25 protein-coding genes and 1 pseudogene are annotated in these 25,049 nt (G+C 71.2%); 18 read left to right on the forward strand and 8 right to left on the reverse strand.

The features are described from left to right. Positions 1-31 precede the first annotated feature (31 nt). The 3 genes from J7E86_RS04095 to J7E86_RS04105 all read right to left on the reverse strand — a co-directional run bounded on the left by J7E86_RS04095 (position 32) and on the right by J7E86_RS04105 (position 2,822). Positions 32-1,063, reverse strand: a complete 1,032-nt coding sequence (locus J7E86_RS04095) for an alanine racemase (RefSeq protein ID WP_215079816.1) — start codon at positions 1,061-1,063, stop codon at positions 32-34. Between the two features lie 84 nt (positions 1,064-1,147). Continuing rightward, positions 1,148-2,266: a peptidoglycan bridge formation glycyltransferase FemA/FemB family protein gene (locus J7E86_RS04100; RefSeq protein ID WP_215079817.1), complete on the reverse strand. Its 1,119-nt coding sequence runs from the start codon at positions 2,264-2,266 to the stop codon at positions 1,148-1,150. Positions 2,267-2,471: 205 nt separating this feature from the next. Continuing rightward, complete coding sequence (locus tag J7E86_RS04105; RefSeq protein WP_251018633.1) at positions 2,472-2,822, reverse strand: hypothetical protein; 351 nt, start codon at positions 2,820-2,822, stop codon at positions 2,472-2,474. Between the two features lie 276 nt (positions 2,823-3,098). Between J7E86_RS04105 and rpsF the strand changes: the two genes are divergently transcribed. The 4 genes from rpsF (at position 3,099) to rplI (ending at position 4,842) form a co-directional block, all read left to right on the forward strand. Then, positions 3,099-3,389: a 30S ribosomal protein S6 gene (gene rpsF, locus J7E86_RS04110; protein WP_215079819.1), complete on the forward strand. Its 291-nt coding sequence runs from the start codon at positions 3,099-3,101 to the stop codon at positions 3,387-3,389. 81 nt (positions 3,390-3,470) lie between these two features. After that, positions 3,471-4,064 (forward strand): single-stranded DNA-binding protein, encoded by a 594-nt coding sequence (locus J7E86_RS04115; protein WP_215079821.1) that lies wholly within the window; start codon positions 3,471-3,473, stop codon positions 4,062-4,064. Positions 4,065-4,140: 76 nt separating this feature from the next. Further along, complete coding sequence (gene rpsR / locus J7E86_RS04120) at positions 4,141-4,377, forward strand: 30S ribosomal protein S18 (RefSeq protein WP_004950692.1); 237 nt, start codon at positions 4,141-4,143, stop codon at positions 4,375-4,377. 18 nt (positions 4,378-4,395) lie between these two features. Continuing rightward, a complete protein-coding gene (gene rplI, locus J7E86_RS04125) occupies positions 4,396-4,842 on the forward strand; it encodes a 50S ribosomal protein L9 (protein ID WP_215079823.1) in 447 nt (148 codons plus the stop codon). Positions 4,843-5,004: 162 nt separating this feature from the next. Here rplI and J7E86_RS04130 read toward each other — a convergent pair whose 3' ends face one another. Continuing rightward, positions 5,005-6,345, reverse strand: a complete 1,341-nt coding sequence (locus tag J7E86_RS04130; RefSeq protein ID WP_215079825.1) for an MATE family efflux transporter — start codon at positions 6,343-6,345, stop codon at positions 5,005-5,007. A gap of 469 nt (positions 6,346-6,814) precedes the next feature. On the opposite strand from J7E86_RS04130, the gene dnaB reads away from it, so the two are divergent. After that, on the forward strand, positions 6,815-8,317 hold the full coding sequence (gene dnaB, locus J7E86_RS04135) for a replicative DNA helicase (RefSeq protein ID WP_215079827.1): 1,503 nt from the start codon (positions 6,815-6,817) through the stop codon (positions 8,315-8,317). A gap of 22 nt (positions 8,318-8,339) precedes the next feature. Here the strand turns inward: dnaB and J7E86_RS31980 are convergent, their stop codons facing one another. After that, the gene (locus tag J7E86_RS31980; protein ID WP_215079829.1) at positions 8,340-9,095 is read right to left on the reverse strand and encodes a helix-turn-helix domain-containing protein; all 756 of its coding nucleotides are present in this window, start codon (positions 9,093-9,095) and stop codon (positions 8,340-8,342) included. Positions 9,096-9,316: 221 nt separating this feature from the next. Between J7E86_RS31980 and J7E86_RS04145 the strand changes: the two genes are divergently transcribed. The 5 genes from J7E86_RS04145 to J7E86_RS04165 all read left to right on the forward strand — a co-directional run bounded on the left by J7E86_RS04145 (position 9,317) and on the right by J7E86_RS04165 (position 13,798). Continuing rightward, the gene (locus J7E86_RS04145; protein ID WP_215079831.1) at positions 9,317-9,988 is read left to right on the forward strand and encodes a DUF4097 family beta strand repeat-containing protein; all 672 of its coding nucleotides are present in this window, start codon (positions 9,317-9,319) and stop codon (positions 9,986-9,988) included. 11 nt (positions 9,989-9,999) lie between these two features. Then, entirely contained in the window at positions 10,000-10,962 is a 963-nt protein-coding gene (locus J7E86_RS04150) for an ATP-binding cassette domain-containing protein (protein ID WP_215079833.1), read from the forward strand. Continuing rightward, positions 10,959-11,750 carry an ABC transporter permease gene (locus tag J7E86_RS04155; RefSeq protein WP_215079835.1) on the forward strand — a complete coding sequence of 264 codons (792 nt, stop codon included), beginning with the start codon at positions 10,959-10,961 and terminating at the stop codon, positions 11,748-11,750. The genes J7E86_RS04150 and J7E86_RS04155 overlap by 4 nt, the downstream gene beginning before the upstream one ends. A gap of 319 nt (positions 11,751-12,069) precedes the next feature. Next, complete coding sequence (locus J7E86_RS04160) at positions 12,070-12,843, forward strand: hypothetical protein (RefSeq protein WP_215079836.1); 774 nt, start codon at positions 12,070-12,072, stop codon at positions 12,841-12,843. 139 nt (positions 12,844-12,982) lie between these two features. Beyond that, complete coding sequence (locus J7E86_RS04165) at positions 12,983-13,798, forward strand: maleylpyruvate isomerase family mycothiol-dependent enzyme (RefSeq protein ID WP_215079838.1); 816 nt, start codon at positions 12,983-12,985, stop codon at positions 13,796-13,798. A gap of 24 nt (positions 13,799-13,822) precedes the next feature. Here J7E86_RS04165 and trxA read toward each other — a convergent pair. Together trxA and J7E86_RS04175 are read right to left on the reverse strand one after the other, a co-directional pair. Beyond that, a pseudogene (trxA, locus tag J7E86_RS04170) lies at positions 13,823-14,155 on the reverse strand (thioredoxin); the annotation flags it as partial. Positions 14,156-14,186: 31 nt separating this feature from the next. Further along, positions 14,187-14,645, reverse strand: coding sequence for a MerR family transcriptional regulator (locus J7E86_RS04175; protein WP_215079840.1), 459 nt, complete (start codon positions 14,643-14,645; stop codon positions 14,187-14,189). Between the two features lie 112 nt (positions 14,646-14,757). On the opposite strand from J7E86_RS04175, the gene J7E86_RS04180 reads away from it, so the two are divergent. The 3 genes from J7E86_RS04180 to J7E86_RS04190 all read left to right on the forward strand — a co-directional run bounded on the left by J7E86_RS04180 (position 14,758) and on the right by J7E86_RS04190 (position 18,486). Then, complete coding sequence (locus J7E86_RS04180) at positions 14,758-16,209, forward strand: serine hydrolase (protein WP_215079842.1); 1,452 nt, start codon at positions 14,758-14,760, stop codon at positions 16,207-16,209. 202 nt (positions 16,210-16,411) lie between these two features. Next, a complete protein-coding gene (locus J7E86_RS04185) occupies positions 16,412-17,539 on the forward strand; it encodes an aminotransferase class V-fold PLP-dependent enzyme (protein WP_215079844.1) in 1,128 nt (375 codons plus the stop codon). 266 nt (positions 17,540-17,805) lie between these two features. Beyond that, positions 17,806-18,486, forward strand: a complete 681-nt coding sequence (locus J7E86_RS04190; RefSeq protein ID WP_308312460.1) for a helix-turn-helix domain-containing protein — start codon at positions 17,806-17,808, stop codon at positions 18,484-18,486. Between the two features lie 59 nt (positions 18,487-18,545). Here J7E86_RS04190 and J7E86_RS04195 read toward each other — a convergent pair whose 3' ends face one another. After that, positions 18,546-19,007 (reverse strand): MarR family winged helix-turn-helix transcriptional regulator, encoded by a 462-nt coding sequence (locus tag J7E86_RS04195; RefSeq protein ID WP_215079848.1) that lies wholly within the window; start codon positions 19,005-19,007, stop codon positions 18,546-18,548. 168 nt (positions 19,008-19,175) lie between these two features. Between J7E86_RS04195 and J7E86_RS04200 the strand changes: the two genes are divergently transcribed. From J7E86_RS04200 to J7E86_RS04220, 5 genes are all read left to right on the forward strand, one after another. Continuing rightward, positions 19,176-20,393, forward strand: coding sequence for an MFS transporter (locus J7E86_RS04200; RefSeq protein WP_215079850.1), 1,218 nt, complete (start codon positions 19,176-19,178; stop codon positions 20,391-20,393). A gap of 64 nt (positions 20,394-20,457) precedes the next feature. Further along, complete coding sequence (locus J7E86_RS04205; RefSeq protein WP_215079852.1) at positions 20,458-20,892, forward strand: heme-binding protein; 435 nt, start codon at positions 20,458-20,460, stop codon at positions 20,890-20,892. A gap of 148 nt (positions 20,893-21,040) precedes the next feature. Beyond that, entirely contained in the window at positions 21,041-21,220 is a 180-nt protein-coding gene (locus J7E86_RS31760; protein WP_215079854.1) for a hypothetical protein, read from the forward strand. A gap of 345 nt (positions 21,221-21,565) precedes the next feature. After that, positions 21,566-22,198: an HAD family phosphatase gene (locus J7E86_RS04215; RefSeq protein ID WP_215079856.1), complete on the forward strand. Its 633-nt coding sequence runs from the start codon at positions 21,566-21,568 to the stop codon at positions 22,196-22,198. Positions 22,199-23,401: 1,203 nt separating this feature from the next. Beyond that, positions 23,402-25,015 (forward strand): globin domain-containing protein, encoded by a 1,614-nt coding sequence (locus J7E86_RS04220; RefSeq protein ID WP_374223763.1) that lies wholly within the window; start codon positions 23,402-23,404, stop codon positions 25,013-25,015. The last annotated feature ends 34 nt before the right edge of the window (positions 25,016-25,049 follow it).

Below are 25,049 nucleotides of genomic sequence, written 5' to 3' on the forward strand. Positions count from 1 at the left end.
GGCTCTCCGGCCCCGTACTCAAGGGGGTGGGTCAGTGGTCGAGAAGACGGTCGAACTGGGTGGTGGTGTTGCGCAGGTGCGCCACCAGCTCGTCGCCGACCTGGGGCGGCGCGACGTCGCCCGGGATGAAGAGGATCGAGACCTGCATGTGCGGGGGCTCCGCGAACCAGCGCTGCTTGCCGGCCCAGACGAACGGCGAGAGGTTGCGGTTCATGGTCGCCAGGCCCGCGCGGGCCACGCCCTTGGCGCGCGGCATCATGCCGTGCAGCGCCTTGGGCGCCTCCAGGCCGACGCCGTGCGAGGTGCCGCCGGCCACCACGACGAGGTAGCCGTCACCGGCGGTCTTCTGCTGGCGGTAGCCGAAGCGGTCGCCCTTGGCGACCTGGGTGACGTCCAGGACCGCGCCGCGGTACTGGGTGGCGTCGGGGTCGCCGAGCCACAGCCGCGTGCCGATGCGGGCGCGGAAGTGGGTGTGCGGGTACTGCTGCTGGAGGCGGGCGAGTTCGTCCGACCGCAGGTGGCTGACGAACATGGTGTGCAGCGGCAGGTGGGCGTTGCACAGCCGCTCCATCCAGGCGCCGACCTCCTGGACGGCGTCGGAGCCGTCGGTGCGGTCCAGCGGGAGGTGGATCGCGAAGCCCTCCAGGCGCACGTCCTCGATGGCGGCGTGCAGCTTGGGCAGGTCCTCCTCGCTGATGCCGTGCCGCTTCATGCTGCTCATGACCTCGACCACGACGCGGGCGCCGACCAGGCCGCGCACGCCCTCGATCGAGGAGACGGACCGGATGGCCCGGTCGGGCAGCGGCACCGGCTCCTCGCCCAGCCGGAAGGGGGTGAGGACCAGCAGGTCGCCGCTGAAGAAGTCCTTGATCCGGGCCGCTTCGTAGGTCGTGCCGACGGCGAGGATGTCCGAGCCGAAGCGCGCAGCCTCGTCGGACAGCCGCTCGTGGCCGAAGCCGTAGCCGTTGCCCTTGCAGACCGGGACTATGCCCGGGAACTGCTGGAGGATGTTCTGCTGGTGTGCCCGCCAACGCGCGGTGTCGACGTACAGCGTGAGCGCCATGGCCGGTCCCGGAACCTTTCCCTGTGCCTGCTGGGTGATGTGGTCGTCTGCCTGACGGCAGTGGAGCGTGGGTGTACCGAAGCGCTAGCGGCGCGACATGTACATGTCCAGGGCCTTGTGGAGCAGCTTGTTGAGCGGGAAGTCCCACTCACCGAGGTACTCCGCCGCCTGCCCGCCCGTGCCGACCTTGAACTGGATGAGGCCGAAGAGGTGGTCGCTCTCGTCGAGGGAGTCGCCGATGCCGCGCAGGTCGTAGACGCTGGCGCCCAGGGCGTAGGCGTCGCGCAGCATCCGCCACTGCATCGCGTTCGACGGGCGGACCTCGCGCTTGTGGTTGGCGGAGGCACCGTAGGAGTACCAGACGTGCCCGCCGACGATCAGCATGGTCGCGGCGGCGACGGCCTCGCCCTCGTGCACGGCGAAGTACAGCCGCATGCGGTTGGGGTCCTCGGTGTTGAGGGCCGACCACATGCGCTGGAAGTAGCTCAGCGGGCGCGGGCGGAACTTGTCGCGCTCGGCGGTGATCTCGTAGAGGTGCTGCCAGGTGGGCAGGTCCTCGTAGCCGCCCTGGACGACCTCGACGCCGGCCTTCTCGGCCTTCTTGATGTTGCGGCGCCAGAGCTGGTTGAAGCCCTTGTGGACGTCCTCCAGGGAGCGGTTCGACAGCGGCACCTGGAAGACGTAGCGCGGCTGGACGTCACCGAAGCCGGCACCGCCGTCCTCGCCCTGCTGCCAGCCCATCCGGCGCAGCTGGTCGGCGACCTCGAAGGCGCGCGGCTCGATGTGGGTGGCCTCGATGTCGCGCAGCCGCTTGACGTCCGGATCGGCGATGCCGCCCTTGATGGCGTTGGCGTCCCAGCGCCGGATCACCACGGGCGGGCCCATCTTCACGGAGAAGGCGCCCTGCTGCTTGAGATGGGCCAGCATGGGCCGCATCCAGTCGTCGAGGTTCGGCGAGAACCAGTTGATGACCGGGCCCTCGGGCAGGTAGGCCAGGTAGCGCTTGATCTTGGGCAGCTGGCGGTAGAGCACCAGGCCCGCGCCGACGAGCTGGCCGTTCTTGTCGAACCAGCCCAAATTCTCCGAGCGCCACTCGGCCTTCACATCCGCCCACGCCGGCACCTGCATGTGACTGGCCGCGGGCAGGCTCTGGATGTACGCCAGATGCTGCTCTCGGCTGATTGTCCTCAGGGTCAGGGTCATGCGGGGCGCTCCTCGGCAGGTGTGTCCCCAGGGTCGGGGCTCCGGCTCTCGCGCCGAAGCCTAATGCCAAGGGGGAGCGGCCCGACTGGGCGTACTGCCGTACGGCCTCGCGCGGCCGGGTCGAAACCCGGCCGGGAGGTCCGGCGGAGTGCGCCGGTGAGCACCGGCGCGGACCGATGGCGGCGCGGGGAAGGCGGCCCTGGGGCTATCCGACCAGCCCCCCGAAGAGTCCGCCGTGCGCCATGCCGAGGAAGAAACCCAGGGCCGAGGCGCCGAGCCCGATGATCAGAAGGAACCGCTCGCCCGTCGTGGCCGAGATGAACTGGCCCCAGGCCCCGGTGAGGATCCCCACCAGGCCGCTCCAGGAGCTGAGCAGGTGGAGGCCGGTCCAGAGCGAGGAGATGGCGGCGAGCGCGCCCAGGACGACCGTGAGGACGACGAGGGTGTTTTCGACGGGATGGGCCTTGCCGTCGCTGTTGAGCACCGCGTCGACGAGCGCGCGCGGTCCGTGGGGCTGTGCGGGCCGTCCCTGGGGCCGGCGGACTGCCTGTGTCATGGGGCTACCTCCTGAAGGCAGGTGGCGCACTGTAGCGCCGGTCACACTCCATCGGTCCAGACTGAGTGCCCGGACCGCTGGATTTCAACCGGAAGCCCGAGTGCGGGTACTGTGTACGGTCTGCACCGGTGTCTGCCCAGACCAGCTTCGGTCCTCAGGGGCAACCCAGGGACTTTCCGCTGATTGTCAGTGTCGGCCGATACCGTTGTTCACGCATCACGACCCTCCTGCCACGGAACGACCGTGGCCGCTGAGTCCAAAGGAGGTGGGTTCCACATGCGTCACTACGAGGTGATGGTCATCCTCGACCCCGATCTCGAGGAGCGCGCTGTCTCCCCGTTGATCGAGAACTTCCTCTCCGTCGTCCGTGAGGGCAACGGAAAGGTTGAGAAGGTCGACACCTGGGGCCGTCGTCGTCTCTCGTACGAGATCAAGAAGAAGCCCGAGGGCATCTACTCGGTCATCGACCTGCAGGCCACGCCTGCGGTCGTCAAGGAGCTCGACCGACAGATGAACCTGAACGAGTCGGTCCTCCGGACCAAGGTCCTCCGTCCCGAGAACCACTGAACCCCAGCGGTTCAGAGGTAATCGGGCTGCATCGCAACGAGTAGCAAGCAGCCAGCAGCACACCCGCCGAGAGGTTCACCCATGGCAGGCGAGACCGTCATCACGGTCGTCGGCAATCTCGTCGACGACCCCGAGCTGCGCTTCACCCCGTCCGGTGCGGCGGTCGCGAAGTTCCGCGTCGCGTCCACTCCCCGCACCTTCGACCGCCAGACCAACGAGTGGAAGGACGGCGAAAGCCTCTTCCTCACGTGCTCGGTGTGGCGGCAGGCGGCGGAGAACGTCGCCGAGTCGCTTCAGCGCGGCATGCGCGTCATCGTGCAGGGCCGGCTCAAGCAGCGGTCCTACGAGGACCGCGAGGGCGTCAAGCGCACGGTCTACGAGCTCGACGTCGAAGAGGTCGGCGCCAGCCTGAAGAACGCCACGGCGAAGGTCACCAAGACCGCGGGTCGCGGTGGCCAGGGTGGCTACGGCGGCGGCAGCGGTGGCGCCCCGCAGCAGGGCGGCGGCTGGGGCAATGCCCCCGCCGGCGGCCAGCAGGGTGGCGGCGGGGCTCCCGCCGACGACCCGTGGGCGACCAGCGCTCCGTCCGGCGGCCAGCAGGGCGGCGGCGGCGGTGGCTGGGGCGGCGGCTCCGGCAACTCCGGCGGCGGCTACTCGGACGAGCCGCCCTTCTAGGCCCTTCGCGGGCCCGGGCCCCACAAGGCCCGAGGGCGAAGCACCAAAAACTTCTTGATCACACAGGAGAGAGACAATGGCGAAGCCGCCTCCGCGCAAGCCTAAGAAGAAGGTCTGCGCGTTCTGCAAGGACAAGACCGCTTACGTGGACTACAAGGACACGAACATGCTGCGGAAGTTCATTTCCGACCGCGGCAAGATCCGTGCCCGTCGCGTGACCGGCAACTGCACTCAGCACCAGCGTGACGTCGCCACGGCCGTGAAGAACAGCCGTGAGATGGCGCTGCTGCCCTACACCTCGTCCGCGCGATAAGGGAAGGGTGACCGAAAAATGAAGATCATCCTCACCCACGAGGTCTCTGGCCTCGGCACCGCCGGTGACGTCGTCGACGTCAAGGACGGCTACGCCCGCAACTACCTGGTCCCGCGTGGTTTCGCGATCCGCTGGACCAAGGGTGGCGAGCAGGACGTGGCGCAGATCCGCCGCGGCCGCAAGATCCGCGAGATCGCCACGATCGAGCAGGCCAACGAGGTCAAGGGCAAGCTCGAGGGCACCAAGGTGCGCCTGAGCACCCGTGCCGGCGACGCCGGCCGCCTCTTCGGCTCCGTCACCCCCGCCGACATCGCTTCGGCGATCGAGGCTTCGGGTGGCCCGAAGGTCGACAAGCGTCGCGTCGAGGTGGGTTCGCCCATCAAGACCCTGGGCTCGCACCAGGTCAGCGTGCGCCTGCACGCCGAGGTCGTTGCCAAGCTCGGCATCGAGGTCGTCGCTGCCTGATCGCCCAGCGATCGGTGAGCGTGTGAAGGGCCGCACCCCTGTGGGGGTGCGGCCCTTCCGCCGTTCCGGGGGTGCGCCGGGGGCGTACTGCCTCGGACCTGTACTGCCTCGGACCTGTACTGCCTCAGACTTGCACTGCCTGAGGCCCGTACTGCCTCTACCTCAGGCCCTTACAGCCCCCGTGACAATCCAGCGACCCGAGCGGGTCCGGAGCCACAGGGTGACCATTCGTACCGCCATCATCAGCGTCATCGCCCACCACAGGGCCGTGAGCCCGCCTCCGAAGGTGGGGACGAGCAGCGCGACGGGGGCGAAGACGGCGAGGACCAGCAGCATGGCCCAGGCGAGGTAGGGGCCGTCGCCCGCGCCCATCAGCACGCCGTCCAGGATGAAGACGACGCCGGCGACGGGCTGGGACAGTGCCACGACCAGGAGGGCGGGCAGCAGGGTGTCCCGTACGGCCGCGTCGGACGTGAACAGCGGGATGAACAGTGGCCGGGCGGCCACGACCAGCACGCCCAGCACCACGCCGGAGACGATGCCCCACTGGACCATGCGGCGGCAGGCGGCGCGGGCGCCGGCGGCGTCGTCCGCGCCCAGGTAGCGGCCGATGATCGCCTGGCCGGCGATGGCGATGGCGTCCAGGGCGAAGGCGAGCAGACTCCACAGGGAGAGAACGACCTGGTGGGCGGCGATGGCGGTGTCGCCCAGCCGGGCCGCGACCGCCGTGGCGATCATGAGTACGGCGCGCAGCGAGAGCGTACGGACGAGCAGCGGCACCCCGGCGTGGGCGCAGGCACGGATCCCGGCGGCGTCGGGCCGCAGCGAGGCGCCGTGCCGTCCGGCCCCCCGGACGACGACGGTGAGGTAGACGGCGGCCATGGCGCACTGGGCGATGACGGTGCCCCAGGCGGAGCCCGCGATGCCGAGGCCGGCGCCGTAGACGAGAGCGGCGTTGAGGCCGGCGTTGAGGGCGAAGCCGCCGACGGCGACGTAGAGCGGGGTCCGGGTGTCCTGGAGGCCGCGCAGCACGCCCGTGGCGGCGAGGACGACGAGCATGGCGGGGATGCCGAGCGTGCTGACGCGCAGGTAGGTGACGGCGTACGGCGCGGCGGTGGGGGAGGCGCCGAAGAGTTCGACGAGCGCGGGCGCGGTGGGCAGGACGGCGGCTATGACGGCGGCGCCGATGAGGGCGGCCAGCCAGATGCCGTCCATGCCCTGGCGGATGGCGGCCGAGAGGTCGCCCGCGCCGACGCGGCGGGCGACGGCGGCGGTGGTGGCGTAGGCGAGGAAGACGAAGACGCCGACGGCGGTCGTCAGCAGGGCGGCGGCGACGCCGAGGCCGGCGAGCTGCGGGGTGCCGAGGTGGCCGACGATGGCGCTGTCGGCCATCAGGAAGAGGGGTTCCGCGACGAGCGCGCCGAAGGCCGGGAGGGCGAGCGAGATGATCTCGCGGTCGTGTCGGCGGGCGCTGTGCGGGTCTCGCGCGGGGGCCTGGGTCATACGCTCAACCTAATCTTCCACAGGTAACTGTCGCAACTGATCTACGACCCTTACATCCGGCAGGCGTGCGAGATCTTCTCTGCGACGTTTGTCGCGATCTTCGGCTGACCGGGAAAGTTTTTCTCCTCAACAGCCGGTGGACTGTGTTCTTGCACGTCAGAGGCTTGTGGTGGGAGTGATTGTGTGTTTGTCCACAGCGCTTTCCCCCGCCCCGTGCACAGGTTCCCCGGACTTCTCCACAGGATGCGGCCCTTCGTCCACACGCCCTGTGGATAACCAGATTGGCTGACGGTGCCCGCGGGCCTACCGTGGACCGGCGCCCGCCGCCTGTTCCGGCCTCGAAGACCTTACGAGATCGACACGAACTCAACGCGTCGGAACCGGAGTCGGGCGTCCTAATTGTCAGAGCCGTGCCGTAAGAAAGAACAGCACGGCGAGGTCCGCGTCGCGGACGGGAGGAGGTGGCGGGATGAGCATCCCCGAGCCCATGGACGACCCCTGGGCGGATGCCGGTCCCAGCGATCGACTCCCCGTCTCCCGCCCTCGCCGGGGCGACGGCTCCTCCCGCGGCGAGCGGCACGACCGCGGTGGCGACGACGGCGGTTCCTGGTCCCAGGGAGGCTCGGGCGCGCAGGGTCCGGCCGGCGGCTTCGAGCGCGTACCGCCGCAGGACGTCGACGCCGAGCAGTCCGTCCTCGGCGGCATGCTGCTGTCCAAGGACGCCATCGCCGACGTCGTCGAGGTCATCAAGGGCAACGACTTCTACCGCCCGGCGCACGAGACGATCTTCCAGGCCATCCTCGACCTCTACGCCAAGGGCGAGCCGGCCGACCCGATCACGGTCGCGGCGGAGCTGACCAAGCGTGGTGAGATCACGCGGGTCGGCGGTGCGCCGTATCTGCACACCCTCGTCCAGACCGTCCCCACCGCGGCCAACGCCGAGTACTACGCAGAGATCGTCCACGAGCGCGCCGTGCTGCGCCGCCTGGTCGAGGCCGGTACGCGGATCACGCAGATGGGATACGCGGCCGACGGCGATGTCGACGACATCGTGAACAAGGCCCAGGCCGAGGTCTACGCCGTCACCGAGCAGCGCACCAGCGAGGACTTCCTCCCGCTCGGCGACATCATGGAGGGCGCGCTCGACGAGATCGAGGCCATCGGCTCGCGCAGCGGCCAGATGTCCGGCGTCCCCACCGGTTTCACCGACCTCGACTCGCTGACGAACGGCCTCCACCCCGGCCAGATGATCGTCATCGCGGCCCGTCCCGCCATGGGTAAGTCGACCCTCGCGCTGGACTTCGCCCGCGCGTGCTCGATCAAGCACAACCTGCCGAGCGTGATCTTCTCGCTCGAAATGGGCCGTAACGAGATCGCGATGCGCCTGCTCTCCGCGGAGGCCCGCGTCGCCCTGCACCACATGCGTTCCGGCTCCATGACGGACGAGGACTGGACGCGCCTCGCCCGGCGCATGCCGGACGTCTCGGCCGCGCCGCTCTACATCGACGACTCCCCCAACCTGTCGATGATGGAGATCCGCGCCAAGTGCCGCCGCCTCAAGCAGCGCGCCGACATCAAGCTCGTGATCATCGACTATCTGCAGCTGATGCAGGCCGGCGGTTCCAAGCGGGCCGAGAGCCGTCAGCAGGAGGTCTCGGACATGTCCCGAAACCTCAAGCTGCTGGCGAAGGAGCTGGAACTGCCGGTCATCGCGCTGTCCCAGCTGAACCGTGGTCCCGAGCAGCGCACGGACAAGAAGCCGATGGTCTCCGACCTCCGTGAGTCCGGCTCCATCGAGCAGGACGCGGACATGGTCATCCTCCTGCACCGCGAGGACGCCTACGAGAAGGAGTCGCCCCGCGCGGGCGAGGCCGACATCATCGTCGGCAAGCACCGAAACGGCCCGACGGCCACGATCACGGTCGCCTTCCAGGGCCACTACTCCCGCTTCGTGGACATGGCGGGGGCCTGACGCCCGGCTCCGAGCCGGCTGTCTATCCGCGATCCGGACTTGGTGTGGCAGTGCCGCCCGAGGTCGTTTCGGGTTTCGTGTAGAGGACCTCGCGGGCCTGCTCCGCGGCGCGGACGATGCTCTCGCCGACGAAGTCGACGAAGCGGGCGATGTTCTCCAGGCGAGTGGCGGCCGGAGTGTCGGGGCCGAGGACGTTGACGCCCTGCCGTGCGGTCTCGGCGAGCTGGACGTGGGTCCGGGCGCTGGCGATCATCCCCTGGTACCAGACGTCGTTGTCGACGACGTAGCGCTCGCGGCGGCGTTCGTCGCGTTCCCGGCGGATGAGGCCGTGGCCTTCGAGGGACGTGATCGCTTTGGAGATGGACGCCGGGCTGACCTGGAGGCGCTGGACGAGTTCGGACGCGGTGAGGCTGCCCTCGTCGGTGGTGTAGAGGGAGGCCAGCACCCGGGACGTCATCTTGGGCAGGCCCGATTGCATGAAGACGGTGGCGAACGTCTCCTCGTACTCGCGCACGGCCTCGGCGTCGCGTCCGTGGGCCTGCGGGGGCGCCCCCGCAGGCCGGGGCGCGGCCTGCCTGCGCCGGTGGGCGCGGCGTTCGGTGGCGCGGTGGGCCAGGTCGGCGCGGTAGGCGGTGGGGCCGCCGTTGCGCATCACCTCGCGCGTGATCGTCGAGGTGGGGCGGTCGAGGCGTCTGGCGATCTCCGCGTAGGCGAGGCCGTCGGCCAGTCCCAGCCCGATCTGTTGGCGTTCCTGCTGGGTGAGTCTGCCTCCCGGCATCGCGGTCTCCTTCGTGGTCCTTGGTCTCTCCAGCATAGCGTTCACTTCCCATCCATTGCAACGAACAGGTGGCTGTTGTTGCATTAGAATCACAGCTATTGCAACGACTTCCTAGCTCACACCTGCACTGATGCGGATTTAGCGCAACGATTCTGTTGCCGGATCTGTGAATGCAACGTAGCTTTTCCCAAGTCAGAAACAACACGGCGCAGGAGAGCATGATGCTGAAGTTCGACACCCCCACCCCGATTTCCGCCGTCCTCGACATCCCCGCAGGACGCATCCGGTTCATCGCCGCCGACCGGGCCGACACCACGGTCGAGGTCCTGCCCGCGGACGCCTCGAAGGGCCGCGACGTGAAGGCGGCGGAGCAGACCACGGTCGAATACGGCGACGGCGTCCTGCGGATCGGGGCCTCACCGGCGAAGAACCGGATCCTCGGCAGCTCCGGATCCGTCGAGGTGACCATCCAGCTGCCCGTCGGCTCCCGCGTCGAGGCGACGGCGGCCAGCGCCGAGTTCCGGGGCGTCGGACGGCTCGGCGACGTCGTCTTCGAGGGCGCGCAGGGCTCGGTCAAGCTCGACGAGGCCGCGAGCGCCCGCCTCGTCCTCCTCGCCGGTGACGTCTCCGTCGGCCGCCTGGGCGGCCCCGCGGTGATCAGCACCCAAAAGGGCCACATCCGGATCGCCGAGGCCGTGCGCGGCACGGTCGAACTGCGCACCGAGGCCGGCGACGTGTCGGTCGGCGCCGCCCGCGGAGTCTCCGCCTCCCTGGACGCCGGCACCAGCTACGGCCGGATTCACAACGCGCTCAAGAACACCGAAGGCGCCGCCGCCGGCCTGAACATCCACGCGACCACCGCCTACGGCGACATCACCGCCCGCAGCCTCTGAGGAGCACCCCCATGACCAACTTGGCCATCGCGGCGAACGGGCTGCGCAAGTCCTACGGCGACAAGGTCGTGCTCGACGGCGTCGACCTGGCCGTACCCGAAGGAACGATCTTCTCCCTGCTCGGCCCGAACGGCGCCGGCAAGACCACCGCCGTGAAGATCCTCTCCACCCTCGTCTCCGCCGACCCGGGCAGCGGCGACATCCGCATCGGCGGCCACAACCTGGCCACCCACCCCCAGGCGGTACGCGCGGCGATCGGTGTCACCGGCCAGTTCTCCGCCGTCGACGGCCTGATCACCGGCGAGGAGAACCTGCTCCTCATGGCGGACCTGCACCACCTGTCCAAGCACGAGGGACGGCGGGTCACCGCCGAGCTGCTGGAGCGGTTCGACCTGGTCGCGGCCGCGAAGAAGCCCGCCTCCACCTACTCCGGCGGCATGAAGCGCCGCCTGGACATCGCCATGACACTCGTCGGCAACCCGCGGATCATCTTCCTCGACGAGCCGACCACCGGCCTCGACCCACGCTCCCGGCACACCATGTGGCAGATCATCCGCGAGCTGGTCTCCGACGGCGTCACCGTCTTCCTCACCACCCAGTACCTGGACGAGGCCGACGAACTCGCCGACCGCATCGCCGTGCTCAACGACGGCAAGATCGCCGCCCAGGGCACCGCCGAGGAGCTGAAGCGGCTGATTCCCGGCGGACACGTGCGGCTGCGCTTCGCCGACCCGGCCGCGTACCGGAGCGCCGCCCTCGCCCTGCGCGAGGTCAGCAGGGATGACGAGGCACTGGCGCTGCAGCTCCCCAGTGACGGCAGCCAGCGCGAGCTGCGCTCCATCCTCGACCGGCTGGACTCGGCCGGCATCGAGGCGGACGAACTGACCGTGCACACCCCCGACCTCGACGACGTGTTCTTCGCCCTGACCGGGGGCACCGACGTGCCCAACCAGCCCAAGGAGGCAGTCCGATGAGCTCCCTCTCCCTCGCCGTACGCGACTCGAAGACGATGCTGCGCCGCAACCTCCTGCACGCGCGGCGCTATCCGTCCCTCACCCTGAACCTGCTGCTCACCCCGATCATGCTGCTGTTGCTCTTCGTCTACATCTTCGGCGACGCGATGAGCTCGGGCATCGGCGGCGGCGCTCCGGACCGCTCCGCATACATCGCGTATGTCGTCCCGGGCCTGCTGCTGATGACGATCGGCAGCACCGTGGTCGGAACCGCGGTGTCCGTCTCCAACGACATGACCGAGGGCATCATCGCCCGCTTCCGCACGATGGCGATCCACCGCTCTTCGGTGCTCGTCGGGCACGTCGTCGGCAGCGTGTTGCAGGCGATCACGAGCGTGGTCCTCGTGGGCGCCGTCGCCGTGGCCATCGGCTTCCGGTCCACGAACGCAACCGCCCTGGAGTGGCTGGCGGCGTTCGGGCTGCTCGTGCTCTTCGCCACGGCGCTCACCTGGATCGCGGTCGGCATGGGCCTGGTCAGCCCGAACGCCGAGGCCGCCGGCAACAACGCGATGCCGCTGATCCTGCTGCCGCTCCTCTCCAGCGCCTTCACCCCGGTCGGCTCCATGCCCGGCTGGTTCCAGCCGATCGCCGAGTACCAGCCGTTCACGCCCGCCATCGAAACCCTGCGGGGCCTGCTGCTCGGCAGCGAGATCGGCGACAACGGGTGGCTCGCGGTCGTCTGGTGCCTGGGGCTCGCGGTGCTCGGCTACTTCTGGTCGACCTCGAAGTTCGACCGCGACCCGAAGTAACCGCCATGACGGCGCGGGCCGCTTCCCCATCCTTGCGAAGGGGAGCCCACAGCGCTCACCTCGCCGGGGGCGTGGGTTGTGCGCGGGGGCGTCTCGGTTGGATACAGGTGTGATTGCGCCACCGTCACGATTGCGACGGAGGCAAGATATGTCGATCTTTTGGCCGGTACAGGACATAAGTTGGGGCCCCCTCGTACGACGTTTCCGCGAGCGCACTGATGGAGTAACCACTGAAGCGTGACCACCGATGTGTGGTCGCCGGTGAGTGAACCGAGGCGCGGGAAGGCGTCGTTCACCGCTCCAGAGAAAGTCCTGTTCCATGCGCCGCAGCACCGTCCGCCGTACCGCCGTCGCCGCGTCGGCGATCTCCCTGGCCCTCCTCGTGAGCGCCTGTGGCTCGGAAGAGCCCGCCGCGAAGGACGAGCCGAAGGACAAGCCTTCGTCGGGCGCCCCCGCCGCCCCGGGTGGGAACACGAAGGCCCTCTCGCAGGCCGAGCTGGAGAAGCTCGTGCTGACCGAGAGCGACCTCAAGGACCACAAGATCGAGAAGCCGAGCGCGGTGGACGTCGCCGCGGCCAAGACCGTCAGCGGTGACAAGGCCGAGTGCAAGCCGTTGGTCGACATCATGGCGCTGCGTGCCCCCGGCGGCGCCGGTGCGTCCGTCTCGCGCAAGATCGCTGCGATAGCCAAGCCGCTGCCCGCGGACGCCTCGGCCGAGGACAAGATGAAGGCCGGAATGGGTGCCCTCGGCGTGACCGTCACGGTCGACACACTGGCCTCGTACGAGGGCAAGGGCGCGGCGGACGCCGTGGCGGCGCTGAAGAAGGCGGGCGCGGACTGCGCCGGCGGCTTCACGCTGAACGCCGGTGACGACAAGACGAAGATCACCAAGGTCGAGGGCGCCTCGTACACGGCGGGCGACGAGTCGGTCGCCTTCACCATCACCGTCGACATGGAGGGCATGCCCGGCACGGGGCACCTGGTGTCGGTCCGCAAGGGCTCCACGGTCGCCACGTTCTACTCCCAGAGCCTGACGGGGAAGGCGGAGCAGCCGAAGGCCGTCATCGAGGCGCAGGTGAAGAAGCTCGGCTGACGTCCGGCGCGGCACCCAGGGGCGCTGCCCCTGGGTGGACCTCCGCACCGCCCCTCCGCGCGTCCCCGAAGACAACTTGATCGAGTCGCAGGGGTTCTGACGGTGCCTCAGGCAGCGGCCGGGCCGGCAGAGTGGCGGTATGGATTACCTCCCTCACTTTCAGCGCGAGGTGTCGGCTTTCGAGGCCGTGGCGCGGCAGGTGGCCGGTGACGGCGCGGCAGCGCCCATGGTGCCGTCCTGTCCCGAGTGGTCGGTGACCGATCTCGTCGGGCACCTCGGGTGGGTGCAGCGGTTCGTCGCGCATATCGTCCGGGAGCGCCTCGCGGCGCCCCCGGATCGCGCGGACACCACCTATCTGGGTCTTCCCGCGGATCTCCGGGGCTGGCCGTCTCCCGAGCGTTCGCCGCATCATGGGCCGGTGCCCGCAGGGCTGGTCGACTGGTTCGCGGAGGGAGCCCGCGCGCTGGAGGCGGTGTTCAGGGAGCACGATCCGGCCGAGCCGGTGTGGACCTGGTCGGAGGAGCGGACCACCGGCTTCTGGTTGCGGATGCAGACCATCGAGGCGGCCGTGCACCGCTGGGACGCCGAGAACGCCCGCGGGGTTCCGCAGCCGGTCGATGCCGAGCTCGCGGCGGCCGCCATCGGCCATGACTTCGCGGTCATGGCGCCGACCCGGCGGGCACGTGGTGAGGCCCGGCCCGGTTCGGGCGAGAGCTTCCGGTTCCGGCGGACCGACGGCGCGGGCCGGTGGACGGTCCGCTTCGAGGGCGGCGGCATGCGGGCCGGCGATAGGGGTGACGAGGCGGCTGCGGGACCTTGCGATGTCGAGATCGCCGGTACGGCCTCCGACCTGATGCTGTTCCTCTGGCACCGGCTCCCCGCCGGCCGGCTCGGCGAGGTGAAGGGTGACCCGGAGGTACTCGACCGGTGGTTCGTGCTCGTCCCTCCGCTGTGAGCGGCGCGAGCCGGGTCGAGGTGTTCAGCGGGGTGCGATCCAGGGGAGTTCGCCGGCGAGGTCCTGGCGGAGGCGGCGTTCGGGGCGGGCGCCGACCACGGCCTTGACCGGCTCGCCGGCCCGGAAGAGGACGAGCGTGGGCATGGAGAGGACGCCGTAGGCCGCCTGGGTTTCCGGGTTGTCGTCCACGTCCAGCTGAACGACCTTCAGCCGGCCGGCTTCCGCACGCGCCACCTCCGCGAGTACGGGCGCGATGGCGCGGCAGGGCGGGCACCACGTGGCGGTGAAGTCGACGAGTACGGGCAGGTCCGAGGCCAGTACCTCGGCCGCGAAGGTGGCGTCCGTGACGTGCGCGACGGTGGGGAGGGCGTGGCTGCTGTGCTCGTGGTCATGGTGTGTGGGTCTCCTGGTCGAGAGCGGTGTCGTGGCCGGTGCCCGTCTCCGGCGGGGTGAAGGCGCAGCGCGGGGGCGGCCCGCCGGGCACGTCGGCGGTGGCCTCCAGTTCGGCGCGGGCGAGTTGGGCGCCCACGACCGCCCGTACGTGCTGGAGGCGCTCGATGCAGTCGTCGAGCTCCGCCAGCTTGCGGCGGTAGACCTCCAGGGAGGCCGGGCACGCGTCGCCGGCCGGGTGGCCCGCCCGTAGGCAGTCCACGAACGGGCGGGTCTCCTCCAGGACGAAGCCGAAGTCCTGGAGCGTGCGGATCTGGCGGAGCAGCCGCACGTCCTCCTCGTCGTAGGTGCGGTAGCCGTTGCCGGCCCGGCGGGCGGGCAGGAGCCCGAGGGCCTCGTAGTGCCGCAGGGTGCGGGTGGTGGTGCCCGCCGCTTGGGCCAGTTCCCCGATGCGCATGCCACGACGGTAGACCTTGACGTCGACGTCAAAGCCAGCCGTGACGCCGGGCCGGGCGCCCCCCCCACAAAGCCGGAGGCGACACCGGCGTGTGGTGGCTAGGGTGCGGAACATGATCGATGCCTACAAAGCGACTGAAGCGACTGAAGCAGCCGAAGCAGCCGAAGCAGCCGAAGCGGCCCAGGAAGAGGAGCGGGAGGAGCGGTTCACGCAGCTCCTGCCCGACACCCGCCGCGCTCTGCTGCGCAGGCTCGCCCTCGGCCAGTCGGGCGGCCGTACCCCCTCCATGGTGGGAGCGGTGATACGCGAGGGGCGCATGGTCTGGTCCGCCGGGCGGGGCGCGGTGGACGGCGAGGCCGTCGGCTCCGACACGCAGTACCGCATCGGTTCGATCACCAAGACCTTCGTCGCCGTCCTGATCATGCGGCTGCGGGACGAGGGGCTGCTCGACCTCGACGCGCCGCTCCGTACGTACCTCGACACCCCGGAGGCCGGTGACGCGACCATCGCGCAGCTGCTGGCACACCGTTCGGGGCTCGCGGCGGAGGCGCGCGGCCCGTGGTGGGAGCGCACGGAGGGCGAACTGCGCCCGGCGCTCGCCGATATCTTCGGGGAGCCCGCCCAGCCGCACAGCGCGGGACGCGTGCACCACTACTCCAACCCGGGTTACGCGCTGCTCGGCGCCGTCGTGGAGCGGCTGCGCGGGGAGCCGTGGGACGCGGTGCTGCACCGTGAGGTGCTGACGCCGCTGGGTATGGACCGTACGACGCTCCTGCCGCAGGCGCCGCACGCCGAGGGCTGGGCCGTCCACCCTTGGGCCGACGTCCTGCTGCCCGAACCCGCCGTCGACACCGGGGTGATGGCGCCGGCCGGTCAGCTCTGGTCCACGGCCGCCGATCTGTGCCGCTTCGCGGCGTTCCTGCTGAACGGTGACGAGCGGGTGCTCGGTGCCGCCTCGGTGGCCGAGATGCGGGTGCCGGAGGCGGCGCCGGAGGCCGACTGGACGTCCGGGTACGGACTCGGCGTCCAGCTGGCGCGCCGCGACGGCCGGACCTTCGCGGGCCACTCCGGCTCGATGCCGGGCTTCGTGGCCGCGCTGTGGATGAGCCCGGCGGACGCGCTGGCCGGTGTCGTCCTGGCCAACTGCACGTCCTGCCCCGAGGCCACGCCCACCGCGCTGGGCCTGGTGACCACGGTCGCTTCGCGCGAGCCCCGGATCCCGGCGCCCTGGCGCCCGCTCGGTGACGCGGATCCCGCACTGCTGGAGCTGACCGGGCCCTGGTACTGGGGCGCGGTCGCCTTCGGGCTGCGGCTGCGGGCCGGCCGGGAGCTGGATCTGGCGCCGATCGAGGGCGCCGCGGGCCGCGGCTCGCGCTTCCGCCCGGAGGACGACGGCACCTGGACCGGGCTCGACGGCTACTACACGGGGGAGGTGCTGAAGGTCGTACGGACGGACGAGGGCGCGGTGAGCCACCTGGATCTCGGCACCTTCGTCTTCACCCGCGAGCCGTACGGGCCGGGCGGCGCGGTGCCGGGCGGGGTGGACGCGGACGGCTGGCGGTAGCGCGGTCCCCAGGGCGAGCGCGGTCCCTCACGGCGATCGGGCCCCACGGCGATCGGGGCCCCGGCGCGAGCGCGGTTCTCCCGGCGCGAGACGGGGCGAGAGGGGGCATGAGGAAGCGGATGGGGTCGCGTCGGCGGACGTAGGGTCGGGGAGAGATTGGCGGGCGCCGGTACGCGGCGCGATACCACCCTGGAAGGCCACCGTGACTGCGAAGACCGCACCGGTCCTGCTCGACCTCACGCCGCTCGGCGCCGCGCACTTCGCGCGGATCGAGGACAAGGTCGCCGCGCTGATGCGCACGCGCGAGAGCGTCGTCGCGATGCAGGGCGAGGCCCTGCTGCCCCTGGAGGCGTGCATCCGCTCGGCCGTGCGCCCCGGCAGCACCGCGCTCAACATCATCACCGGCCCGTACGGCGAGACGTTCGGCGGCTGGCTGCGCTCCTGCGGCGCCGAGGTGGTCACGGTGACGGCGCCGTTCAACGGCGCGGTCGGCCCCGAGCAGGTCGCGGACGCGCTGCGCGCGCACCCGGAGATCGACTTCGTGAGCCTGGTGCACGCCGAGGCGGCCACCGGCAACACCAACCCGGTCGCCGAGATCGGTGCCGTCGTCCGCGAGCACGGCGCGCTGCTGATGCTCGACGCGGTCGCGTCCGTGGCGGCGGAACCGCTGCTCATCGACGCGTGGGGCGTCGACCTGTGCGTGATCGGCGGGCAGAAGGCGATGGCCGGGCCCGCGGGGGTGTCGGCCGTGTCGGTCAGCGCCCGCGCGTGGGAGCGTATCGCGGCCAATGAGCAGGCGCCGCGCCGCTCGTACCTCTCCCTCCTGGACTGGAAGGAGCGCTGGATCGACGGCGGCCGCGTCGCTCTGCCGCACGCCCCCGCGCAGCTGGAGATGCTCGCCCTGGAGCAGGCCGCCGACCGGATCGACGCGGTCGGCCTGGACGCCGTCATCGCACGTCACCGCCGTGCGGCCGCGGCCACACGCGCAGGAGTACGGGCACTGGGCGCCCTCACTCCGTACGTCGTCCGGGACGAGGACGCCGCCCCCGTCGCGACGACCCTGCGTGCCCCTGACGGCGTGGACGCCCGCGAGGTCGTGGCGGCGGCGCTGGCGGCGGACGCCACCGTGCCCGTACAGGCGGCGGGCGGGGAGCTCGCCAAGGAGATGATCCGCGTCAACCACTACGGGCTCGCCGCCGACCGCGATGTCGTGCTGGCGTCGCTCGCGGCGCTCGGCGCGGGGCTGCGGGCGCTCGGGGTGCCGGTCCCGGACGGCGACGAGGTGTCCTCGGCGGCGGGCGCGGCGTGGGACGCGGTGATCACGGGCTGAGCTTCTTCGGCCTTCGGTTCGGGCCGTCGTCGGTGCTTCACGCACCGACGGCGGCCTTTTTGCTGCCCTTTTCGTATCTTCGCCATTTCTGTGCCTTATGTCGCCCAGCACATCTCGTTCACACTCGCGGATAAAATCGGAGCGCCCGCCCCGCTTCGTTCTCACGCCCCACGGAGGTCCAGCGCATGCCGCAGCGAAGGAAGACGGCACCGCTGTCACCTGCCTCCGCGTCGCTGCGAGCCGATGCGCGGCGTAACAGGGCGCTGGTGCTGGAAGCGGCCCGATCGGCCTTCGCCGAGGGCGGATTGGCCGTGCCGCTCGGCGAGATCGCACGGCGTGCCGGGGTCGGGCCCGGCACCGTCTACCGCCATTTCCCTTCCAAAGAAGCCCTGTTCAGGGCGACAGTGGTGGACAGGGTCCGGCTTTTCACCGATACGGCAAGGGAGTTGGCGGGCGCCGAGGACCCGGGTGCGGTGTTCTTCCGCTACCTGAACGCCGTCGTGCGGCTGTCGGCGCGCAACAAGGGCCTGCGGGACGCCCTGGAGGCGAGCGGCGAGGGCGCTTTCCAGCCCTCACCGGGCGTCGAGAGCGCCTTCCGCGAGGCCCTGGCCGTACTGCTGACGCGAGCTCAGGAGGCGGGCGCGGTAAGGAAGGACGTGGGCATCGAGGATGTGATGTCGCTGCTCATCGGCTGTCTGTCGATGGAACGCCGGCGGGGCCCCGACGAGGCGCCCGGCCGGATGACGGCCCTGATGTGCGACAGCCTCCGCCCGGGGCGGCATGTGACGAAACTGCCCCCTGCCCGACCGGCTCCGCGTAACGAAACAGGATGCGCGGTCTGTGGCGGACGTGTGCCGTCCGCCCATACGGGCCGGCCCGCGCGGTACTGCGGTGGTGCCTGTCGGCAGAAGGCCCACCGCGAGCGGGCTCGGGCGCGTAACGCGTAAGGCGCGTAGCGCGGTGGGGCTGGGCCGTCAGCGCGGAGTCCCGGAGCGACGCGACCCGGTTACGCCGCCGGAGCGAGTGACTCCACCGCCGCGACCAGCGGCGCCAGCTCCGGGCGCTTCGACGCCTCCTGAAGGGCCTCGCGCAGCGCGGCGTCGTTCGTCGGCCGTGCCTGCTCCAGGAGGGCCAGGCCCGCTTCCGTCACGTCGGTGTAGATGCCGCGGCGGTCGGTGAGGCAGAGGTAGCGGGTCAGCAGGCCGCGGTCCTCCAGGCGGTTGACCAGGCGCGTCGTCGCGCTCTGGCTGAGGAGGACGGAGTCGGCGACCTGGTTCATGCGCAGGTGGCCGCCCTCGCCGCTGTGCTGGCGGCTGAGCACGTCGAGGACCGAGAACTCGCGCACGCTCAGGTCGTGGCGCGACTGGAGCGCGCGCTCGATGTGGACCTCGATCCGGCCGTGCAGCGCGGAGAGCGCGCACCAGCCCTGGGCGAGGCCGAGCAGTGCGGGGTCCGGGGCGCAAGACATGGGGCCCTCCTTCGTTCGTGACCGTACGGACAGGATAACGCTTCGCTGCAATAGCCCGCGCTTGCAAGTAACCCGCGTCTGCAACTATTGTGGACGCACATAAGGCCCGCTCGCAATGAATCTGTGAGTGCGTCCGTCCCGCCCCCTCCCTCGCTGAAGGACCCCGTCATGCCCCTCGCACTGCTGGCGCTCGCCATCGGCGCCTTCGGGATCGGCACCACCGAATTCGTGACCTCGGGACTGCTCCCCGAGGTGGCGGAGGAGTTCGGCGTCTCCATCCCCACCGCCGGCCTCCTGACCACCGGCTACGCCCTCGGCGTCGTCGTGGGGGCCCCAATGCTCGCCATCGTCGGCAGCCGCGTGCCGCGCAAGCGGATGCTGATGGCCCTCATGGGGCTGTTCGTCGCGGGCAACGCGCTCTCCGCCGTCGCCCCCATCTTCGGTGTGATGCTCGCCGGGCGGATCGTCGCCTCGCTCGCGCACGGCGCGTTCTTCGGCATCGGCGCGATCGTCGCCGCCGGGCTCGTCGCCCCGCACAAGAAGGCGGGCGCCATAGCCATGATGTTCACCGGCCTGACCGTGGCCAATGTGGTCGGTGTCCCGCTGGGCACTCTGGTCGGCCAGAACCTCGGCTGGCGCGTCACCTTCTTCATCATCGCCGGCCTCGGCGTCCTCGCCATCCTCGGCATCACCGCCCTCGTGCCCCCGCAGCCCCTCCCCGAGCGCTCCCCGATCCGTGGTGAGCTGGCCGCCTTCCGCAACCCCCAGGTGCTGCTCGCCATGGGGATGACGGTCCTCGGCTTCGGCGGTGTCTTCACCATGAGCACCTACGTGACGCCGATGATGACCGAGGTCACCGGCTTCGCGCCGTCCTCCGTCACCTGGCTGCTCGTCCTCTTCGGCCTCGGCATGGTGGCCGGCAACCTCGTCGGCGGCCGGTACGCGGACCGCGCGCTCATGCCCATGCTCTACGTCTCCCTGAGCGCCCTCGCCATCGTTCTGGCCCTGCTGCCGCTCACCGCGCACAACAAGATCGCGGCGGCCGTCACGATTCCCCTCATCGGCGCCTTCGGCTTCGCGTCCGTCCCGCCGCTCCAGAAGCGCGTCCTGGACCAGACCGCCGACGCGCCGACCCTCGCCTCCGCCGTCAACATCGGCGCCTTCAACCTCGGCAACGCCATGGCCGCCTGGCTCGGCGGCCTCGTCATCTCCGCCGGCTTCAGCTACACCGCCCCCAACTGGGTCGGCGCCCTGATGGCGGCCTCCGCCCTCGTCCTGGCCCTGGTGTCCGCGTCGCTGGAGCGGCGTACGAACCGTGACGGCGGGCGGATCGTCGCCGGCTCGCCGGCGGCGGCGATGACGGCGACCGCGTCCGCGAGTCGCTGAGAGCCGCCCCTTTCCCTTCCGAGATCTCCCACACCGCGAAACCTCAGTCAGGAGCCCCACCGTCATGACCTCCACCACCGGAACTGCCGTCCTCCCGCTCACCACGCTCGAAGCGGAGGCCCTCGTCGCCGCCGCCCGTCGCGCCGCGGAGGAGCAGGGCGTACGAGCCGCCGTCAGCGTCCTCGACGCGGGCGGGCACCTGCTGGCCTTCCGCCGGGACGACCGCGCCGTCCTGATCGCGGGGGAGACCAGCACCCGCAAGGCGTCCACCGCGCTCCAGCTGGACACGCCGACGGCGGACGTGGTCGACGCCGTCCAGCCGGGCGGGCTCTTCCACACCCTGCCCACGGCGCTCGACCGGCCGCTGCTCTTCATCGCCGGTGGTGTTCCCCTGCACCGCGACGGGCGGCTGATCGGGGCGATCGGGGTGGGCGGCGGCGCGCCGGAGCAGGACCACGCGATCGCCGGCGTGGCGATCACCGAGGTGCTGGGCGGCTGACGGAGGGGACGTCCTCGTCCTCGAACTTTCTCGACCGCCGGACGGGCTCGATCGTGTGGCCCGTCCGGCGGTCGAGGACGTCCGGCGTGTCCGCGCGCGGCGGCCGCGAGCCGTCAGCCCCCACGGTTTGAGGACCGAGATCACCGTCATGAAGACATACAGGCTCAGCGACACGCTCGGTGCGGCCACCAGGCTCTGCGCCGGTGCGCCGACCTCATGGCCGGCCGCCACGGCGGCGGCCGCGGCGTCGAGCGAGGACCGCAGGGCGAAGGCGGAGGCCGCCGTCGCGGCCAGGGTGATCCAGAACTTGATGTACACCCAGCGGTGACGGGCCAGCCCCCACGGCGTGCCGAGGGCCAGCACCACCCCACTGACCAGGGACGACAGGCTGATAGGGATGATCAGCCAGTCGCCGAAGATCTTCATCGCGCGATAGCACGCGGCCGCCGTGCCCGGCGAGGCCGTGGCCGCGCCGGTGAGCCCCAGCGCCAGCAGCCCGAGCGTGAGCCCGAGCCAGCCGACCGAGGTGACGACATGGACGGCGAGGAGTGCCCTGCGGGCGGGGCGGGCCAGCTGCTGCATGGTTCCACCGTGGCGCGGGCCGCGCGCGGTGGCGTCCGACGGCGGGAGTATTCCCGCGTACTCACCGGCGAGTACGCCTACCCTCGGGGCTGTGACCAGACTGCACCTGTTCGATATGGACGGAACCCTCATGCATGGTTCCGCGGCGGCGATCGAGATATCCCGGCAGCTCGGGCTGGAACGCGAGATCGCCGAACTGGAACGGGCATTCGCCGCCCGGCAGCTCACACCGGCCCGTTTCGCGGCGCTGGCCGTCGAACTGTGGCAGGAACTCACCGAGAAACAGGTCACCGCCGCGTTCGACGGCGCTCCCTGGATGGACGGCATCCGCGACGTATGGGCGGAGATCAGGGCCCGGGGCGAGCGGTGCGCGGTGATCTCGCTGTCTCCGGGCTTCTTCGTGGAACGCCTGCTGACCTGGGGCGCCGACGCCGCGCACGGGTCGCGCTGGCCCGCGGTGCCGTTCCGGGATCCGGTGGACCCGGCGGGCATTCTCGACGCGGACGCGAAGGTACGGATCGCCGACGAAATGTGCGCGGAGTTCGGGCTCACCCGTGCCGATTGCGTCGCCTACGGGGATTCCATGTCGGACGCCCGGTTGTTCGCCGTCGTGCCGGTCTCGGTGGCGGTGAACGCGGACCATCACGTACGCGATATCGCCGCGCACGCCTATGCGGGGCGGGATCTGCGGGAGGCCTACGAATTGGTCGGTGACGGGCGGTAATTGGCGATGTCGGTCCAATGAGCCTGATTCGATCAGGCCCTCGCCGAGGCGGGTTGTGAATTCCCGCGCTCCCGGTATGGTCAACCCCGGTTCGTCGGGCAGCGCTTGGTGTCTGCTGATCGCTTCGTGTGCCTTGCCTTCGGGCGTGCGAAAGCGGCTCAGCCTAGCCTCAACCGGCCTTGCGGCGCCCGCGCTTCCGGTGAATTGTTCGGGAGCCGCGCGGATGATGGCATGCTGCGCGGACGGGAACAGCGCCCCCTGAGCAGAGCGGGGAATTCCGGCACATTCCGGCGCGGCCGGGTGTGCGAGGACCGACCGAGAGACGTTCGAGGCGAGACGATGAAGGACGCTCCGACCACGAGGCCGGCCGACGGCGGCGACGACGGCGCCGGGGGTGAACGGGGCGGGGACCGGGGCTGGTTCACCCCCCGAGAGGGCGGCGGACGCCATGCGGCCCCCGAGGGCGGTGCGGGTGCGGGGCGCCCGGCGGCCGAGCGGCGGGGCAAGTGGGTGGCCGTAGGGATGGTCGACCCGCCCCGCGCGCAGGAGGCCGGGCCTCCACGGGGGCCCGCGTCCGCGGGGGAGAGCGCGACGCCGGGCGAGGCCACACCGGGGCCCGCGTCCGCGTGGGAGGGCATGACTCAGCCAGGGCCTGTGCGGCCCGAGGCCGCGACCACGCCGGTGTGGGGTGACGGCTTGCAGTACGAGCCGTTGCGGCATGAGTCCGCGCGGGAGACCGCGACACCGCCGGGCCCACCGGAGCCTCCACCGCGCCAGGCCCCCGCCCAGCCCGCGCCCCCGCCTTCGGTCTACGGACCAGCAGCCGACGCGCCTTGGGAGCGCGTCACACCCCCGGCCCCACCGGGGCCTCCACCTGGCCAGGCCGCGGCGGATCTCGCGTCCGCGTGGGAGCGGGCGACATCGCACGTACCGCCCGCGCCGCCGTCTTCCGTGGCCGGATCAGCCCGCGCCGCCGCGTGGGAGCGCGCGACGCCACCAGCCCCGCCAGGGCCCCGACCCGGCGAGGCCGGGCCGGCGCCGGCGTCCGCGTGGGAGGTCGTGACACCGCAGGTATCACCCGAGCCCCCGTCTTCCGCGTCAGCTTCAGCAGGCGCCCCCGCGTGGGAGCGCGCCACGCCCCCAGCCCCACCGGGACCTCCGCCAGGCCAGGCCGCACCGGCGCCAGCGTCCGCGTGGGAGGGCGTGACACCGCACGTACCGCCCGAGCCCCCGTCTTCCGCGGCCACTTCGGCAGCCGGCCCCGCGTGGGAGCGCGCCACGCCACCACCCCCGCCCGGGCCTCCGCCCGGCCAGGGCGCGCCGGGTCCCGCTGTCCCGTGGGTACGCGCGACGCCGCACGTACCGCCCGGCCCCCCGCCCCCTTCCGCTGCCTCAATCGCCCCCGCCCCCGCTTGGGAGCATGCGGCAACTCCCCAGCCCCCAGCGCCGCAGGTCAAGCCCGCGCCCGCCGCCTGGGAGCGCGTCTCACCTCCCGGTTCCCCGTTCTCCCCGGCCGGTCATGGGTCCGCTCCCGCCCGGGAGGGCGCCGCGTTCCCCGACGCCCGGGCCGCCGCTTCCGCCCGCGAGCGTCAACCCGGCTCCCCGAATTCCCCCGAGCATCAACGGCTCACCGAGCCGCCTGCGGACAGGCGTACGCGCCCCACCGCTCTCCCCTTCGCGCAGACTTCCCCCTCCCCCGACGCCGTGCTCATCCGGCGGACCATGGCCGAGCTCGGGCCCGTCGCCGACAAGGCGACCTCGTACTTCTACGCGCTCCTGTTCGTACGCCACCCCGATCTGCGCGAACTCTTCCCCGCCGCCATGGACACGCAGCGCGACCGCCTCTTCAAGGCGTTGCTCGCCGCCGCCCAGCACGTGGACGACACCGCCACGCTCACCGAGTACCTCTCCCGGCTCGGTCGCGGGCACCGCAAATACGGCACGCTGCCCGCGCACTACCCCGCCGTCGGCGAGTGCCTGCTCGCCGCGCTCAGCCGCTACGCCTCCGTCACCTGGAGCGAGGCCACCGAGGCCGCCTGGGCCCGCGTCTACACGGCGGTCTCCCAGATCATGATCGACGCCGCCGCCGAGGACGAGGTCCGTGCCCCCGCCTGGTGGCAGGCCGAGATCGTCGGCCACGAGCGGCGCACGCGCGACATCGCCGTCGTGACCGTACGGCCCGACCAGCCGTACCCCTTCCTCGCCGGGCAGTACACCAGCCTGGAAACCCCCTGGTGGCCGCGTGTCTGGCGGCACTACTCCTTCTCCGCCGCGCCCCGCCCGGACGGGCTGCTCTCCTTCCACGTGAAGGCCGTGCCGGCCGGCTGGGTGTCCAATGCCCTCGTCCATCGCGCCCGCCCGGGCGATGTCCTCCGTCTCGGTCCCCCCACCGGTTCCATGATTGTGGACCACAGCACTGACAACGGGCTGTTGTGCCTCGGCGGCGGCACCGGCATCGCCCCCATCAAGGCCCTGGTGGAGGACGTCGCCGAACACGGCCGACGCCGCCCCGTGGAGGTCTTCTACGGCGCCCGCCACGACGACGACCTCTACGACATCGACACCCTGCTGAGCCTCCAGCGCTCGCACCCCTGGATCTCGGTCCGCCCGGTCGTCTCCGACGGCCCGACGCGCTGCCTCAGCGGCGAACTCCCGCACATCGTGCGCCAGTACGGCCCCTGGAACGCCTACGACGCCTATCTCTCCGGCCCGCCCGGCATGATCCGCAGCGGCGTGGACACCCTGGTCGGTATCGGTATCCCGCCCCACCGAATACGCCACGATTCGATCGACGAGCTGCCGGAGTTCACGAGCTGACGGAGTCCACGGGTCGAGAAGAGGATGAGGGGAG

Source organism: Streptomyces sp. ISL-11 (assembly GCF_018614525.1).
Classification (GTDB): Bacteria; Actinomycetota; Actinomycetes; order Streptomycetales; family Streptomycetaceae; genus Streptomyces.

Coding starts and splice junctions, on each gene's coding strand:
- rpsF (WP_215079819.1), top strand. CDS start 3,099: ATGCGTCACTACGAGGTGATGGTCATCCTCGACCCCGATCTCGAGGAG.
- J7E86_RS04130 (WP_215079825.1), bottom strand. CDS start 6,345: ATGACCCAGGCCCCCGCGCGAGACCCGCACAGCGCCCGCCGACACGAC.
- J7E86_RS04145 (WP_215079831.1), top strand. CDS start 9,317: ATGCTGAAGTTCGACACCCCCACCCCGATTTCCGCCGTCCTCGACATC.
- J7E86_RS04195 (WP_215079848.1), bottom strand. CDS start 19,007: ATGTCTTGCGCCCCGGACCCCGCACTGCTCGGCCTCGCCCAGGGCTGG.
- dnaB (WP_215079827.1), top strand. CDS start 6,815: ATGAGCATCCCCGAGCCCATGGACGACCCCTGGGCGGATGCCGGTCCC.
- J7E86_RS04095 (WP_215079816.1), bottom strand. CDS start 1,063: ATGGCGCTCACGCTGTACGTCGACACCGCGCGTTGGCGGGCACACCAG.
- J7E86_RS04200 (WP_215079850.1), top strand. CDS start 19,176: ATGCCCCTCGCACTGCTGGCGCTCGCCATCGGCGCCTTCGGGATCGGC.
- rpsR (WP_004950692.1), top strand. CDS start 4,141: ATGGCGAAGCCGCCTCCGCGCAAGCCTAAGAAGAAGGTCTGCGCGTTC.
- J7E86_RS04165 (WP_215079838.1), top strand. CDS start 12,983: ATGGATTACCTCCCTCACTTTCAGCGCGAGGTGTCGGCTTTCGAGGCC.
- J7E86_RS04175 (WP_215079840.1), bottom strand. CDS start 14,645: ATGCGCATCGGGGAACTGGCCCAAGCGGCGGGCACCACCACCCGCACC.
- J7E86_RS04205 (WP_215079852.1), top strand. CDS start 20,458: ATGACCTCCACCACCGGAACTGCCGTCCTCCCGCTCACCACGCTCGAA.
- J7E86_RS04100 (WP_215079817.1), bottom strand. CDS start 2,266: ATGACCCTGACCCTGAGGACAATCAGCCGAGAGCAGCATCTGGCGTAC.
- J7E86_RS31980 (WP_215079829.1), bottom strand. CDS start 9,095: ATGCCGGGAGGCAGACTCACCCAGCAGGAACGCCAACAGATCGGGCTG.
- J7E86_RS04150 (WP_215079833.1), top strand. CDS start 10,000: ATGACCAACTTGGCCATCGCGGCGAACGGGCTGCGCAAGTCCTACGGC.
- J7E86_RS04105 (WP_251018633.1), bottom strand. CDS start 2,822: ATGACACAGGCAGTCCGCCGGCCCCAGGGACGGCCCGCACAGCCCCAC.
- rplI (WP_215079823.1), top strand. CDS start 4,396: ATGAAGATCATCCTCACCCACGAGGTCTCTGGCCTCGGCACCGCCGGT.
- J7E86_RS04160 (WP_215079836.1), top strand. CDS start 12,070: ATGCGCCGCAGCACCGTCCGCCGTACCGCCGTCGCCGCGTCGGCGATC.
- J7E86_RS04115 (WP_215079821.1), top strand. CDS start 3,471: ATGGCAGGCGAGACCGTCATCACGGTCGTCGGCAATCTCGTCGACGAC.
- J7E86_RS04180 (WP_215079842.1), top strand. CDS start 14,758: ATGATCGATGCCTACAAAGCGACTGAAGCGACTGAAGCAGCCGAAGCA.
- J7E86_RS31760 (WP_215079854.1), top strand. CDS start 21,041: ATGAAGACATACAGGCTCAGCGACACGCTCGGTGCGGCCACCAGGCTC.
- J7E86_RS04155 (WP_215079835.1), top strand. CDS start 10,959: ATGAGCTCCCTCTCCCTCGCCGTACGCGACTCGAAGACGATGCTGCGC.